The sequence below is a fragment of the Methanocella arvoryzae MRE50 genome, from assembly GCF_000063445.1.
GTDB lineage: Archaea > Halobacteriota > Methanocellia > Methanocellales > Methanocellaceae > Methanocella_A > Methanocella_A arvoryzae.
Window position 1 is genome coordinate 1,076,503 of sequence record NC_009464.1, and the last position, 15,571, is coordinate 1,092,073.

14 protein-coding genes are annotated in these 15,571 nt (G+C 54.8%); 9 read left to right on the forward strand and 5 right to left on the reverse strand.

Going from position 1 to position 15,571, the window contains the following annotated elements; genetic code table 11:
* Positions 1-35: 35 nt before the first annotated feature.
* The 6 genes from RCI_RS05550 (at position 36) to RCI_RS05575 (ending at position 8,747) form a co-directional block, all read left to right on the forward strand.
* Positions 36-4,922: an apolipoprotein A1/A4/E domain-containing protein gene (locus RCI_RS05550; RefSeq protein WP_048198107.1), complete on the forward strand. Its 4,887-nt coding sequence runs from the start codon at positions 36-38 to the stop codon at positions 4,920-4,922.
* Positions 4,923-4,932: 10 nt separating this feature from the next.
* Positions 4,933-5,901, forward strand: coding sequence for a hypothetical protein (locus tag RCI_RS05555; protein ID WP_012035419.1), 969 nt, complete (start codon positions 4,933-4,935; stop codon positions 5,899-5,901).
* 119 nt (positions 5,902-6,020) lie between these two features.
* Positions 6,021-6,539 carry a 50S ribosomal protein L16 gene (locus tag RCI_RS05560; protein WP_012035420.1) on the forward strand — a complete coding sequence of 173 codons (519 nt, stop codon included), beginning with the start codon at positions 6,021-6,023 and terminating at the stop codon, positions 6,537-6,539.
* A 157-nt stretch (positions 6,540-6,696) separates the two neighbouring features.
* Positions 6,697-7,311, forward strand: a complete 615-nt coding sequence (locus RCI_RS05565; RefSeq protein WP_012035421.1) for a translation initiation factor IF-2 subunit beta — start codon at positions 6,697-6,699, stop codon at positions 7,309-7,311.
* A 200-nt stretch (positions 7,312-7,511) separates the two neighbouring features.
* Complete coding sequence (locus tag RCI_RS05570; protein WP_048198109.1) at positions 7,512-7,916, forward strand: hypothetical protein; 405 nt, start codon at positions 7,512-7,514, stop codon at positions 7,914-7,916.
* Positions 7,917-7,970: 54 nt separating this feature from the next.
* Complete coding sequence (locus RCI_RS05575; protein ID WP_012035423.1) at positions 7,971-8,747, forward strand: hypothetical protein; 777 nt, start codon at positions 7,971-7,973, stop codon at positions 8,745-8,747.
* Between the two features lie 406 nt (positions 8,748-9,153).
* Here RCI_RS05575 and RCI_RS17315 read toward each other — a convergent pair whose 3' ends face one another.
* The 3 genes from RCI_RS17315 to RCI_RS05590 form a co-directional block, all read right to left on the reverse strand.
* Complete coding sequence (locus tag RCI_RS17315; RefSeq protein ID WP_012035424.1) at positions 9,154-9,984, reverse strand: 4Fe-4S binding protein; 831 nt, start codon at positions 9,982-9,984, stop codon at positions 9,154-9,156.
* 126 nt (positions 9,985-10,110) lie between these two features.
* On the reverse strand, positions 10,111-10,425 hold the full coding sequence (locus RCI_RS05585) for a winged helix-turn-helix domain-containing protein (protein WP_012035425.1): 315 nt from the start codon (positions 10,423-10,425) through the stop codon (positions 10,111-10,113).
* A gap of 3 nt (positions 10,426-10,428) precedes the next feature.
* On the reverse strand, positions 10,429-11,202 hold the full coding sequence (locus tag RCI_RS05590) for a hypothetical protein (protein WP_012035426.1): 774 nt from the start codon (positions 11,200-11,202) through the stop codon (positions 10,429-10,431).
* A 208-nt stretch (positions 11,203-11,410) separates the two neighbouring features.
* On the opposite strand from RCI_RS05590, the gene tsaA reads away from it, so the two are divergent.
* On the forward strand, positions 11,411-11,857 hold the full coding sequence (gene tsaA / locus RCI_RS05595; protein WP_148266537.1) for a tRNA (N6-threonylcarbamoyladenosine(37)-N6)-methyltransferase TrmO: 447 nt from the start codon (positions 11,411-11,413) through the stop codon (positions 11,855-11,857).
* On the forward strand, positions 11,817-12,326 hold the full coding sequence (locus tag RCI_RS05600) for a deoxyuridine 5'-triphosphate nucleotidohydrolase (protein ID WP_394296432.1): 510 nt from the start codon (positions 11,817-11,819) through the stop codon (positions 12,324-12,326). Before tsaA ends, RCI_RS05600 begins: the two co-directional genes overlap by 41 nt.
* Positions 12,327-12,383: 57 nt before the next feature.
* Here RCI_RS05600 and RCI_RS05605 read toward each other — a convergent pair whose 3' ends face one another.
* Both RCI_RS05605 and RCI_RS05610 read right to left on the reverse strand, forming a co-directional pair.
* Positions 12,384-12,902: a peroxiredoxin family protein gene (locus RCI_RS05605; RefSeq protein ID WP_048198111.1), complete on the reverse strand. Its 519-nt coding sequence runs from the start codon at positions 12,900-12,902 to the stop codon at positions 12,384-12,386.
* A 91-nt stretch (positions 12,903-12,993) separates the two neighbouring features.
* A complete protein-coding gene (locus RCI_RS05610; RefSeq protein WP_148266538.1) occupies positions 12,994-14,325 on the reverse strand; it encodes a glycosyltransferase in 1,332 nt (443 codons plus the stop codon).
* A 569-nt stretch (positions 14,326-14,894) separates the two neighbouring features.
* Between RCI_RS05610 and RCI_RS05615 the strand changes: the two genes are divergently transcribed.
* Entirely contained in the window at positions 14,895-15,545 is a 651-nt protein-coding gene (locus tag RCI_RS05615; RefSeq protein WP_012035431.1) for a DNA integrity scanning protein DisA nucleotide-binding domain protein, read from the forward strand.
* Positions 15,546-15,571: the final 26 nt, after the last annotated feature.

Here is a 15,571-nt window from a genome sequence, read left to right on the forward strand (position 1 = left end):
CTTTAAAAGCGAAATAACCAAGGTTGGGATTCATAATGGGTTTATTCGACAGAAAACCGAAGAAAGACGAGTCAAAACCGGCAAAAACGAAAGAAGACGACGAACGGCTGAAGAAAGAACTCGAAACACTCCAGTCTATACTTTCGAAGAGCGAACCTCCCAGGCCGGAGGCTTCGACGAAAGCTGAGCCTGCAAAGGCAGAGGCTAAGCCCGGAAAGGCACCTGAGAAGCCGGCTGAAAGGATGCCTGCACCCGCTGGCAAGACCCAGATCCCAAAGCCGCAGGCTGCTCCGCAGAAAATGCCGGAGAAAGTAGAGAAGATCGAAAAAGCACCTGCACAGAAGCCGCCGGTCAGGCCGTCGGTGCCGCCACTGCAGAAGCCTATTTTGAAGCCTAACATATTACATTCATCCCAACCCACACAGCCCCCAGCCCCAACCTCAGCCCCGGCCAAAGCGCCAGAAAAGATAGAGATCAGGGAAGCGCCGGTCAAGCCGGCAGCCGCCCAGGCCGAGCAGGCCATCGGGGAAGCCAGGCCTGCCCTGCAGCCGGACCCCGCTTTAGTGGAAGAGCTGAAAGCGCTGATCGAAAAGCAGAGCGCAGACTTCGAGAAGCAGCGCAGTGAAATCGAAGCTCTCAGGAGCGAGCTTAAGCAGCAGAACGAGAACCTCGCAAAACAGAACGAGGAGCTGATCCTGAAAGTCGCCAGCATGCAAGCCCTGATAGAGAAACATGGGACAGAGATCGAGAAGCTCGAGGCCGAAAAGCCGGACCTCGAGAAGATCAAGGCGACAGCGGCGGCGGCAGCCGCCGAAGCCGTGGCAGCCATGCCGAAGGAAGAGGTAAAGCTCCCGGAGCTGCCGAACTTCAGCAAATACGAGGCCGATATCAGCGAGAACCGGGCCATGATCGACACCCAGCGCCAGACAATCATCGCGCTGCAGGACGAGATCAGCAAACTCAAGGACATCAGCTTCGAGGACTACATCGAACAGGAAAGGGAAGTCCTCGAGACGCTCGCAGTAGAGATCAAAGACCTGAAAGACACTGTATCCGGCTATGACGAGAAGATTGCTGCAGTAAGTAACACTGTAGCCAGCGTCTCCGAGAGTCTGAGCACCTCGAAGGCAAAGTCCGAAGGCATCGAGCACGAAACCTCGGCGATCACCGCCAGGCTCAACGAGTTCGGACAGGCGATCGAAGCGCTCAAGAGCGCCGGGACGGAGCAGTCCGGAAGCGTCGAGCAGATCAAGACCTCCATTACTATCCTCGACAGCAAGATCAACTCGCTGCGGGACAACATCATAGAGATCGGCGAGTCGAAGAACAACGCAGAGATCGAGTCAATCACCGCAGCCATAGCAGGCTACGAAGAAGAGATCAGGTCGCTTAAGGCGACTGTAGATGCGATCACCGGCAGGGTAGACAGCAACGCCGAGGAACTCGCATCTGTAAAAGCAGCCATATCATCCGACATAGCCAGCGTCAGGGAAGCACTGGATGCCTCGAAGGATGCCCTGAATACCGGCATGTCTTCGGTCATGGCAGAGATCGCCACAGTCAAGGCGACCATCCCCGACATGGCCCACATCAAGGAATCGATCGCATCCGACCTGTCATCGATCAAGGAATATGCCAGAGAATCCGTTGCCGCGGACATCACCAAGGTCAGGGAGTCCATGGCGTCCGACATTATGAGGATGTCAGACGACATCACACAGATGTCGTCCGACATCACCAGGATGTCGTCCGACATCACAAGGGTGTCGTCTGACATAGAAGCCGTGAAGTCGGATATCGGAACGATGAATGACAGTATAGAGATCGTCAAGTCCAGCGTGGACTCGGTCAGGGCTTCGACGGCAGCCGACATCGAGAGAGTGTCGGCGAATGTCACCAGAGCCAGCGAGTCGCTGACCACAGATCTCGAGACGGTGAAAGCCAGCGTAGAATCCGTTAAGGCCGACGTTGAGCGCATGACAGACGACATATCAAGGATGTCGTCCGAAATCGGATCTACGAGGGATAGCATAGAGATTGTAAAGTCCAGCGTGGACTCAGTCAGAGACACCATGGCAGCGGACATCCAGAGAATGTCCGACAGCATAGAAATCGTCAAGTCCAGCGTGGACTCAGTCAGAGACACCACTTATGCGGAGATCGAAGGCCTCAAGGGAGCCTCGCTCAACGATGTTGACCGGGCCAGAATGACCACCGAGATCAGCCAGGTGAAAGAAGCCCTGACAGCCGAGGTCGCTGACGCAAAGAGCGAACTCATGGCGGAGATCAACCAGATCAAAGCTTCGACATCCGCAGACATCAGCCAGGTGAAAGAGTCGCTGTCGGCAGACATCGGCAGGGTGAAGGACACTCTTACAACCGACGTCGACACGCTAAGGGACTCGGTCAGGGCAGACGTATCCTCGATCAGAGAGATGACGAGGACCGAGATGGCCGACTTCAAGGAAGCCTTCGGGTCTGACATCAGGGCCTTCGACGGCTACCGTGACGACCTGAACAAGCTCAGGGACAGCATGGAGCAGGTGAACTCGCTTAGCAAGGCAGTCATGGACTACCGGAGTGAGCTGAAGTCGATCAAGGGCATGGTGGAAAAGTTCGCCGAAGATGTAAAGCAGGCAAGGGAATTCGCCAAGGGCAGGGAGGAGATCCTCCGCCTCAAGGACGAATTCAGGCTGTACACTAACGATATCAAGACTATCCGCGAGATCATCGGGGATCAGAAGGACGAGCTGAACGCCGTCAAGAAGACTCTCGACAGCTTCAGCGAGGAGTCCGAGAGGGTCACCCCGCAGGAAGCCAAGCTCATCAAGTCGGGCCAGTACCTGAAAGCCCAGATCGACCAGGTCAACAAGACCTTCTCCGACCTGGACGAGAGACTCGCGGCCATCCGCAAGGAGTTCATCAACCTCAACAACATCGAGTACCGCTACCGGGCGCTTGAGGACAACCTGAACGCAATGGAGCGCAACCTCGAGAACAAGATCGAGGTGGAGATGATCACCCGGGTCCGGGAGGCCGAGAGCGAACTGATCACCAAGGTCAGCGAGGTAGAGGCCAGCATCGCCCAGCAGAGCCGCGAGGCCAAGGATCTCCTGAAGGAGCTGGAGGATACCAAGGAAACCCTCACCAGCGAGCTGGAGAACACCCGCACCAGCCTGATGCAGGAACTCGAGGAAACCCGTTCCACGGTCACCAGGGAAATCCAGGGCACCAGGACGGAGGTCAAGCACGACATCGAGGAGACCAGGTCGGAGGTCACCAGGGAAATGGAAGAGGTCCGGACCCAGGTATCCGCCGAAGTCGAGGATATCCGCACTACGGTCAAGAGAGAGCTGGACGATGCCCGCTCCAGGACTATCAGCGACCTGGACGACATCCGCAACAAGACGATCACCGAGATCAAAGACGTGAGCTCATCTGCAGTAGAGCGGGTGGAGAGCGTCAGCGCCATGACGATCGAGAGGATCGAGGATGTCAGCGTCAAGACGACCACCCAGATCGAGAATGGCAGAGTGGAAGCGGTCAGAGAGATCAGCGCAGTGAGCTCGGCAGCTACCAGGCAGGTAGAAGATGCCCGGGCATCCCTGCTCCGCCAGCTGGACGAAACCCGTGCCTCGGTTACCAGCCAGCTGGAAGAGACCAGCAGCACGGCAATCAGACAGCTCGAAGAGACGAAGGATATCACCCTGAAGCAGCTCGAAGAGACGAAGGATATCACCCTGAAGCAGCTCGAAGAGACCAGCCGTGCCACTATAAGGGACATGGAAACGACCAGAGACTCTACCCTGAAACAGATAGAGGATAACAGCACTGCAGCCCTGAGAGAACTCGAAGAGACCAGAGACTCTACCCTGAAACAGATAGAGGATAACAGCACTGCAGCCCTGAGAGAACTCGAAGAGACCAGAGACTCTACCCTGAAACAGATAGAGGATAACAGCACTACGGCCTTGAGAGAACTCGAAGAGACCGGCGCCGCATCTGCGAGAAGGATCGAGGAGACCAGCAGCACGGCCCTGAAGGAGCTGGAAACTGCACGGTCGGACCTCACCGAGCACGTCGTGAGCCTCAGGGAGAATGCGATAAGGCAGATGGAGGAGACCAGAGGCGACGTCCTGAAATCCACGGCCAGCCTGAAGGCAGAGACGGTCAAGTCGATCAAGGACTCGACGGCCGAATCGATCAAGGCAGCGGACGTTGCCAGGGAATCGCTCTATAACGCCAGAAACGAGGTGCTCACCGACGTCAGCGCTACCAGAGACGAGATCCTGAAGACTACGGCGGAGCTCAACTCCGCATCCCGCAAGTCCCGGGAGGAAGTCGCCAGGATCGTCGGCAGCGTAAGCGAGGAGACCGGGGCCGCGGTCAACAAGGCCAAGACCGAGATATCGGCGATGATCAAGCAGGAGAGAGACAGCCTCCACGGCATCGTCGATACCCAGAAGAAGGAAGCCATCGAAGGCATGTACAAGGTCAAGGACGAACTCATCGTCTCCCTGCGGCAGACCGAGTCCATCGTGCTGTCGTCGACGGAGAACGCCCGGATCGTGGCAGAAAAGTCGATGGCCAAGACGAGGGACGAAATCCTGGACAGCATCAGGAGCACCAGAGAAGAGACCATCAAGAAGCTCCTGGATACCAGAGATGTAGTGATCTCCGCGGCTAACAACACCAAGGACACCACGCTGGAATCGATGTTCAAGTCCAGGGACGAGGTCATCAACACAGTTAACACTGGCAAGGCTTCCCTGATCTCGGTCAGAGACGAAGCGCTGGCCCAGCTGAAGAGCACTCAGAAGGAAGTCGAGGAATCCATCAACAAGAAGCTTGAGTCCGACAGGGAGAACACCGAGAAGATCAAGCAGATCATGAAGACGATGAACGAGCTGATCAGGGCATAGAGGTGTCGCCATGGATTTCGAGAGCTACATTTCGAGAGAGCGGCAACTCATCGCCCGGCTGGACAAAGAGAGAAGCGACAGCAACTCTTACGAGCGGCGGGCAGACGTGGGCAACTACGAGCTCGCCGAGGACGAGATCCGCCTGCTGAAAGCCGGAGAATACGTCCTCAGCCGCTCGGAAGTCGCCGCCGAAGCCGTGATGGCCATCGATGAGAGACTGGCAGAGCTTCACCGGATCGAAGCCGACGCCCAGGCCCGCAACACAGAGTTCGTGCGGAGGGTCGAGGAGTGGGAAGCGAAGTTCAACCAGCGCTACACAGAGATCATGAATCAGATCGCCAGGGAGAGCTCGGAGGTCCATGCACGGACAGCAGAGCTGAACGCCCTGATTGAGGCCGCTAACAGGAATATCAAGCTCGTCAGCGACACCGCCGCAGAGAACGTCAGGAAGATCAGCGAAGCCTCGATTGCCGATCTCAAGAGTATCAGCGAAGCAACGGCAGAAGACATGAGGAAGATCAGCCAGACGTCCGTGACAGAGGTCAGGCAGATCAGTGAAACCGCCGTGGCAGAGGTCGGGAAGTTCAGCCAGACATCGATCGACAAGGTAAAGCAGATAAGCCAATCATCTGTTGACGATGTAAAACAGGTCAGCCAGGCATCCGTTGACGATGTAAGGAAGACCAGCGAGGCTACGATTGCAGAAGTCAGAGCTACGACAGCCGCATCGATAGAAGAAGCCAGGGTCATCAGCCAGGCATCGGTCGAAGAGCTGCAGAAGATTAGCGAATCGGCAGCCGCCAGTATCCAGGAGATCAGCGATTCTACCATAGCCGAAATCGCCCGCATGTCTGAAGACCTCAAGGCCTCGCAGGCAAAGTTCGACGCGTCCGTCGGCGACAAGCTCGCCCGGGACAAAGAAACGGTCGAGCGCATCAAGCATATTATGAAACAGATGAACGAAATGATCAAGATATGATGGATCAGGCGATAACTTTTATATTTTTAAAAGCTGCCTGATCTGCCATAACATTTATAATACCCAAAGTCATTTTAAGACCGCAACTAATACTCATAGATTTCAACGGAGATCAGATTATGGCGAGAAAACCAGGAAGAATGTACAAGAAGTTTTCGGGCCCGGCCTACACCAGGCGTGAATACATGGGCGGTGTCCCGGGTGTCAAGGTAGCCCAGTTCGATATGGGCAACCTCACTGAAGAATTACCCATCGCAGTCACCCTCGTCGTCAACGAGACCTGCCAGATCAGGCACGATGCCCTCGAGGCAGCCCGCATCTCTGCTAACAGGTACCTCCTGAACGACGTCGGCAAGACCAACTACAGGTTCAAGGTAAGGGTCTACCCACACCAGGTCCTCAGGGAGAACAAGCAGGCAACCGGCGCAGGTGCAGACCGTGTATCGGACGGCATGCGCAGGGCTTTCGGCAAGGCCGTCGGCACCGCAGCCCGCGTCTACGAGGGACAGGGCGTCTTCACCATCTGGGTCAACCGCGCCAACTTCGAGAAGGCCAAGGAAGCCATGAGGCGTGCCGGCCACAAGCTCCCGACCCCCTACAGGGTCGTCGTCGAGAAGGGCGCAGAGCTCGTTAAGTAAGCGGCCTGACGGCCGCCAGATTCTTTTTCTATTCTTTATACTTCGTAAACTGAAGCGAGTAGTGTACACTATAAAAGGGTCGTGCCCGGAGCTCTTTTTTTACCAAAACCTTTTTAAATACCCCGCCCATAAGCTACTCTAACCAAAGTGTGTAACAATGGAAGGATACGACTCATTATTAAGCAGGGCGATCTCCAAAACGCCTAACCCCAACGCGAGCGGAGAGCGCTTTAATGTACCGAAGCCGAAGACTTTTATCGAGGGCCGGACCACCGTCTGGGACAATTTCGAAGAAATCCGCGACACCCTGAACAGGGAGCAGGACCACTTTTTGAAATTCCTGCTCAAGGAAATGGGCACCGCGGGCAAAGTCGAAGGCAACAGGCTTGTCCTGCAGGGACGTTTCACCTCTGAACAGATAAGTTCCCTGGTGGACGAGTACGTCGGAGAGTACGTAAGGTGCGCAGAATGCGGCCGCCCTGACACTAAGCTGGTCAAGTATGACCGGGTTACCACTCTCAAGTGCGATGCCTGCGGAGCCCAGCGCTCGATCCAGAAGAGAAGGTCTAAGATGGCCTCTGTCAAAGCCGTGGCATCCATAGAGGAAGGCAAGACCTACGAGTTCAAGATCGAGACCCAGGGCAAAAAGGGCGACGGTATCGCCAAGGTAGACAAGTTCACTATCTTCATCCCCAACGCCAGGACAGGGGAGATCGTCAAAGCCAAGATCAACAAGGTCGACGGCAACCTCGCTTTCGCGTCCAAACAATAAAAAACTCTTTTTTCTTTTTCTTGCGCTGAGAGCGCGGGCTATCAATAAAATCAAGCAAGGAAGATTTAATGTCCCGTTTACTCTAAGATCAGCAGCCGCTCCATCAGCAAGTATATAATAAATATTTCTATAACATAGGATTTACAATTCAATCGGCGAAGGCCCTGTAGCTGGAGTCGATATCGCCCGAAGGAGCAACTATGATGACAGGCAAAAATAGCTTTAGAATCTGCGCAGTGATCACATTATTCGTTATCCTTCTGGCAGCCATTGCTCCCGCTTATGCCGACCCTGTCTCAGCGTATGCCGCCGGCGTAACATCCCCGAAGCTCCTGAACTCGACACCAAATCCGGCGCTGGACGCTGCCGCCCTCGAGGCCGCCGGACAGTATGGCGTGCCGTTCGATCGCGATGTACAGATCTCCCGGATCATCACCACAGAGGACGGACGGTACTACATCGTGGAATACAAAAACTATCTGCCGCTGGCCGGAGGCATCGAAGTCCTGGCGGAAAACGGCACGAAAGTGGCTAACTCTAGCCAGGCTAAGTCGATTTTGAAGGCCGTGGCGTGGACTGAGTCGATCCAGTCGCTCGAAAACTAAGACATCGCCGCGCTCGAGATCATCAGGGACGACACCCGGAACATCCGTAACACAGTGACGCCTCTCGCCAACCTTTCGAACAGCATCATCGACAATCTCAACCTGAAGCGGAGCCTGAACAAGTACGGGATCACCAACGAGTACGCCATCGGCCTCATCACCGGCACCGTCAACAGCACCAACGCCGGGTACGAAGGCGCGGTCATCCTCATCAACAACCTGAACAACCAGCTGAACGACTTCAGCAACGCAACCGTCGAAGCCAACGAACGCCTGCCGGGGATCATCTCGAGGTCGAAGGAAATAAAGAACGGCACAGGCTACGCTGACCCTGAGCTGCAGGACGATATTACGCATACGACGACGGACCTCGACGTCATGGAGGACCAAATAGCGAAAGTCCAGGGAGCGCTGGACAACATGTCGGACGTCGGAGATTTCCTGGCCTTTATCCAGCAGTGGGCGACAGGTTTGCTGGCTTACGTGCCACTGATAGGAGGCAGCCTTCAGGAATACGCTGAATATCTGTTCGGCGTTGCGGAGGACTACCAGGAAAACGTCCTCAACCTCAAGGGCTATGCCAAAAACCTGCTCGACAACGTCCGGCAGGAGCAGCTAAAGCTAAGTTCAGTCAGCGCAGATGCGGGCCAAAAGACAGCAGAGCTCACCGGAGGCTGGAACGCCCGACAGACGGCGTGGGCCAAAATCTGGATATATGCGATCGCCATTGCGATCCTCCTCATCGCCGTGCCTGTAGCCCTGCTGGTAGCTTTCATCTACCGCAGGAACCTCTATACCATAGTAAAACGCCCTGTAGAGAAGAAGAAATAACTGTGGAGATTGCAGAACGAACACTGCGCTATGCGTTACCCGGTTGTGCAGGCTCTCCCGAGACAGCATGTCGAACGCTGCGCTGTGCCAATCCTCACAGATACCACAGATTCAGATTGATTCCACAGATTTCTCTGCTGAATCCACGGATTACTACACGATATCACAGAAAGAATACTCTAATACTATTCGAATACCGATTGCAATCATAAGAGTACTCGATCAGAACATTTTTGCTTATCTGTGCAATCGGTCGTAATCTGTGGATTCTGTCTCAATCCGTGGAATCTGTGAGGTTTTGCACAGCGCAGCGTTCGTATTGCTATCTCACCGCACATAGACAACAGTGTACGAGTAATGAACATTAAAAAGTAACAGGGGTGACTAGATAACACCGGGTTTTGCGCTACCGGACCTTCTGGAGGAACTCTTCCAGGTACATTGTGCCTGGTAGAGGGGTTGCGCTCTTAGCAGGCTCGAAGGGCACGATTTTGATGACTCCGGGCCGGCATACGACCTCGCAACGGCCACAGCCTTTGCACCGCCTCTCGTCGATGACCGGGCCCTCGACGATGTCGTCCAGCCGGATGGCTTTGAAGGGACATACGCCCACACAATTTGTGCACCGGGTACAGTCGTCCACGCTGGTGATGCGGGACACTCCGAAGCCTGCAATCCCGTCGAGGAACGCCACAGATGCATTCCTGGTCTTGAAGGCGAGACAACAACATGGACAGCACGAGCAAAGCTCGACAGTGTGTGCGGGGTCTGCGCCCATGGCGGCCAGTTCCAGCGAGGACCAGATCACGTTTGTGATAAGGCCTGCCTCGCGCGCCCTTTCGAGATGGGCGAGCGCTTCTTCCCGGGTCACCGGGCGCACCTTATTATGCCGGCCCATCTTTCGGGCGCCCTCGCCCAGAAATAAGCAGCCGATATCGATCGGGTACTCAGTACACTGCTGGCTTTCCCGACACATGCAGTCGGTGCGGACGATGTAGGAAGAGGCTTCGACCAGCGCCTTAGCAGCGTCAATGTGGAGTACTGCCGGGTTGCGGCTGAACTTTGCTTCCACGGGCACAGTGACGACCTTGAGCCTGTGCCGGGAAGCTACAATATCAAAGAACTTGCCAATGACAGGGACACGGGATAGCCGCAGGCCTACGGCAGCCAGCGAATACATGAGCTTGCCTGCCGTGCCATATCTTTTCACCCGGAATATCCGGTCCTTGCCTGCCATACGGGTTATAGTTAGCCTCCGATCGTTTAAAAACTTCTTGATACCGACATGATGCGATTTAGTAACCCGATTGGCGCGGCTGGCAATATTAAATTAATACGCGTAGAAAATGAACATTCAGGAGAATCACCATTCTTTTCTACGATCTCCGCTAAGCTCTCGCGTTAGCACTCCCACAAGATCCCGGTGTTTCTTCAGGATGTCGTGCCAGGTATGGCCTTTTTCAGTCATATGGTAGCCTTCCTCCTTGTTGCCGCCTATGAGACCATTATCCTGCAGGTACTGGATCATGCTATCTGTCTGATACTGATTGCCTGCCCTGCGGTATATATCGTACCAGAGCGCCTTGCCACGCTGATCCTGCGCCATTTTGATAATGTCAAGGTACTCCATGAGTCTCTCCGCAGCCTTTGAGGGCGGAGGCGATTTGCTCCGGGTCATCCATCAGGCTCCAAGGGTTTTTTCCATCTGAATAAGCCTTGAATAGCGCTTCTTCAGCTTGTAGTACCAGTATAGTAGGTATGGGCTGATGATTATCTGTATCAAGCCGCCGGCGATTTCGCCGATTACGATGACATAATCTGATGCTGCGCCTCCCCTAGGGCTGAGATACTGCCAGCCGGCAAGCCCCATCCCGAGGATTACCAGACCGCAGATCAGCATCAGGACCCCTCCAAACAGGTAAACCCTGATGCTCCGGTTCATGTCGATAACCAGGGTCGTCGCATCTTTCCATAGCTCATCGTATAAAGTTTTTAGCGCTGCAGGATCAGGGTCCTGCTCACGCGCTGGAATACTCCAGTAGAGCTCCCTGGTGAAAAAAACTGCCAGTGCAGAGCACAAGCCGCAAAGCACAATAGTGAAGGGTGCCTGGAGGAGAATACTAATGAGCATGGGTAAAACTAAGTCCTTCCCGTGCTCACCGCCTATTACTGGGAAGATAATACTGGCCGCTATGAGTATTTTTACAAAAGTTACGATTCCGCCGGCGATCAGCCCAGGTAGCAGAGACTCCTTAGTACTCATGACATGGCGAGACGCAAATATACCGGCCAAAGCGCCCGGTACGGCATAACATAACAGTGTGGTAGCCAGCCCGATGAATCCCATCTCGGAGACAGGAAATGCCTTGACTAGAAGCATCATGGTAAATAGTTTGGCAACAATTAACACAATACCTAATATTCCTGCAGAGATGCCAGCTTTAATCGCATTCATGATATCACCGGTAACTTGGTAATTACTACTTAGGCTACAAGAGTAAATCAGGCTGATTCTATAACTAACCAGGCCTTTATTTCTATATCTCTAAACTAACGATGACGGGAGAAATCTGCGATGCGAACTCAATTGTCCGGATATAAGGGCAATAATAGGCATTTTACCAGCTTTCTGTTTATATACCCGCATGTCCTATCCCTTTAGTATGGACCGGATGACGCTTACCCCCATTGGCTACATAAATAATGACGCGGGACAGGATACTCATTCCGATGAATTCCGGCACATGCGCTCCGAGATCGTGATCGATGAGGAATATGCCGACGGCCTCATGGACATAGAGCAGAACGAGCTGATCACCGTGATCTTCTACTTCGACCGCTCAACAGGATACCGGCTCAGGCTTCACCCCCGTGGCGACGAGTCTCGCCCTATCACCGGCGTTTTCAACACCCGGAGCCAGTTCCGGCCGAACCCGATCGGCGTCACGGTAGTAAAGCTTATCGAGCGGAAAGGCAATACTCTGGCCGTCGAGGGGCTGGACGCGCTTGACGGCACCCCGGTGCTGGACATTAAGCCGTTCGTGAGAACTTTCGACGAGGGTGTGATTGTTGATGATCCCCGGCAAGACAGAGCTCTCAGGGCTCATTAGAAAGGGACTGATTGAGGGCGCCATAGATGCTGATGCCCAGACACAGGTGAATGGTCTGGAGCTGACAGTAGAACATATAGAAGCCTTCGACGGCCCCGGGCGTATCGGGTTCGACAACGCCGACCGAAAGCTGCCCGTATACCAGCGGCTCGAATGGGATTCGGACGGCTGGCTCTTCCTGCCGAAGGGCTGCTATAAAATCGTGTTCAACGAGATCGTCAGCATTCCTAAGGATATGTGCGCCATTGCCCGGCCCAGGTCAAGTTTGCTCCGCATGGGCGCCACCGTGGAGACGGCCATCTGGGACGCCGGCTACCGGGGCAGAAGCGAGGCGCTCCTGGTCGTTCACAACGAGCAGGGCCTCTTCTTGAAAAAGGATACCAGGGCCATCCAACTCATCTTCATGCATCTCAGTTCAGAGCAGGAAGGGTATAGCGGGCGGTATATGAACGAGAATATTAAAAAGTAGATAATGATCAAGGCGCTTCAGCGCCTGAACCATTTATTTTAGGGAACTTTTCATCGCCTATGGCGACGGCCTCGGGTTAAACCCGCCGTGTGAGCCCATGCCTGGCCCCATGTCGCGGAGCCTGTTGGCGACGTCGCTGCCGGGGACCAGGTCGTTGAGCCCTTCGATGATCTTGCGGTAGCGTACTACGCCGTTTTTATCAATCAGGAATAGGGCGGGATAAGCAGTATCGGTCGTCGTGTCGAAGACGCCGTAAAGGTCAGCGATCCTGTGCTCCGGGTCGCTGATCACCCGGAAGGGCAGTTTTAAGTCTACGGCCAGGTTCTTCGCCTCGTCGAGGTTGTCGGTGCTGATGGCGACTACTTCCCCGTCCTGCTGAGAGATGTAGCCATAGTAGTCGGCCAGGTTTTTCAGCTCTTCCCGGCAGGTCTGGCACCGGCTGTTGCGGTAGAAAAAGATGACAAGGTTGTTTCGGCCTCTAAAGGTAGCGATGTTGAACTCAGTGCCTCGGACGTCTCTCGCGGCGAATTCAGGGGCGTTGCTGTTCACATCCACGGCTTTGCGCATCTGGTACATGGTTCCAGTTTCTACCCGCGGGAGAATTAGCTTGATACCACGTAAATGGCGGATAGCACTGCCCACAGAATGATCCGGGCATCTCTGGCGGTCAAATACGCTTGTTTTCCTCCCAGTCGCGCTCGGCGTCAAGCACTTCGAGCACGACTGAGTATACGCCTACGAGGGAGTAGGCGAAGATGATCCATGGCCGGACGAAGATAGAGAGCAGGATGTCGGAGATGCTTCCCCTCCCCTCTTCGAGCTGGAGGATGGACTCGGCAGCGAACAGGATGGCCAGCGGTAATACAAGCGCGATCAGGATTATGGGGGGCACGACGTTGACGTAGAGCATGAACCCCAGGAAGCCCATCAGGATGACGCTGAACAGCAGCCCTCCGGTGCTCAGGGAGTACAGCAGGATCGTGTTGAGCGTTTTCAGGTTGATGCGCTCCTTTGCAGACTGCTTGAGGTGCTTGCGCAGGACGCCCATGCTGCCCCGGGTCCACCGCACGCGCTGGTGCCACCAGTCCCGTGGGCCAAGCGCCGGCTGCTCGTAGCTTTTGATCGTGTAGTCGATGCGCATGTGGCAGTTTTTCCTGATCAGCTTCATGCCCAGGTCGCAGTCCTCGGTCAGGCTGGACTCGTCGAAGCCGCCGATGCGGTCGAACACGGTTTTCCGGAGGAAAACGTTCGACCCATAGATGGAGTGGTTACCTGTCAGGAAGTCGGAGATGAACCTCGAGAAATTGTTGAGGACCGTCGATTCGTTGCCGGTTATCGTGGTAAAGAGGTTGTAGTCCATGTTCCTGGCCATGACCTTTCCGCCGATGCAGTCCAGCTTCGGGTCCATGATGAATTCGGCCGAAGCCCGGATCAGCGCGTCCTTATCTATGGTGTGATCCGCATCGTAGATGGCGATGATCTGGCCGGTCGCATGGGTGAGGCTGTTATTGATCGATCCTGCCTTAGAGCCGGCGTGGGGCCCTTCGTTAGGAACGACCTTGACACACGGGTACTTCCGGGAGAGCGCCGCAGCGATCTCCGGTGTCGAGTCCCTGCACCTCGGGCGGACCTCAGGGGCGATGATCACTTCCAGCCTGTCGTGGGGGTAGTTCGCCTTCATGATGCTTTCGACGCACTGCCCGATGGTGCGCTCCTCGTTCAGGGTGGGGATGATGATCGTCATCGGCAGCGGGTTCCGCACGCTGGCTTCCGGCAGGCGGTACATGCGGCTCTGCTCGACAAAGCGGGCGGCAAAATAGATGGTGATAACCACCACGATACCCAGCAGTGTGTACGACGCCAGGGGTATCCATTCTCTGACCAGCACCCAGTTGACCACCGAGGCGAGAAGGATGGTCGAGTAGACGAGACTGCCGGCGAGGACTCCCAAAGCCAGCAGCATCAGGAGGACAAGCACAAAGGCGAGCTTGTTTTTCATGGTTTAGTGCATATCCACCCTTTTGGTATTTAAGAGTACTTCACAACTGCTTACGGCTCATACAATTGGAGCGTGCGTAGCAAAGCTTCAATTGCCTAAGACACAAGCTATTGTAGCATGCAAAGCAGCTACAATTGCTTGTGTCGCATTCAATTGGAGCGTGCGTAGCAAAGCTTCAATTGCCTAAGACACAAGCTATTGTAGCATGCGAAGCAGCTACAATTGCTTGTGTCGCATTCAATTGGAGCGTGCGTAGCAAAGCTTCAATTGCCTAAGACACAAGCTATTGTAGCATGCGAAGCAGCTACAATTGCTTGTGTCGCATTCAATTGGAGCGTGCGTAGCAAAGCTTCAATTGCCTAAGACACAAGCTATTGTAGCATGCGAAGCAGCTACAATTGCTTGTGTCGCATGCTATTTCCTTTTATAGGATAAGGACAAAATACGAATTGGCCTGCTTGGACGAGCAAGCCCGTCTGGCGAGTAAGCGTACTCACCAGTCTATGATAACCTACTAATATTTCAAAGTGCACTAAGACATAGGAAATTTTGAGTGGCGGAGGCGGACGTTGGCAGCAGAAGCAGTGACTATCGACGAGCGTGAGGTCCAGGAAGAAAAAGTGATGGACGTAATCCTGGGCGTCGCTAAGGGCATCTCCAAGAGCGGAGAGGGCGGCCTGATCGTGATAGCCGACCGTGCTGACATAGACGGCCTTTTCGAAACCCACTACCCGCAGTTTACCACCGCTTATCCTGTGACCGAGAAGGGCATGAATGTGGTCCTGGAGAAGCTGGCGACCATCGACGGCTCTGTTTTGATTACCCCGAGAGGAGAGCTCGTGGCCTTCGGCGCCCGTTTGCTACGCTCGACCACCCTGCCGGGCTTCGGCACCAGACACGCCGCCGCCAGCGGCATCACCGAAAGCCTGCCAAACTCCACGGCCATCCTGATCTCGGAGGAGTCCAGCTGGATCAAAGTATTCCAGAAAGGCACCATCGTGCTGGAGATGGACTCGTCCGAAGTCAACCCCAACGTAATGGAGAAAGTGGCCGCCTTCCTCACCAGAGGCGACACCGCCCTGCTGGCCGCAGCCTTCCTTTCCATCGTAGTGCTGCCCGTGACCCCGCAGAGCATAGTCTACATCGGCGGCGCATACCTCATCGTGAAGTCTACTTTTGAGACCTTATCGTCGCTGCTCAAGGGCATCGACAGCGCCTAAATATTTTAATCCAGTTGCCGGGCGAG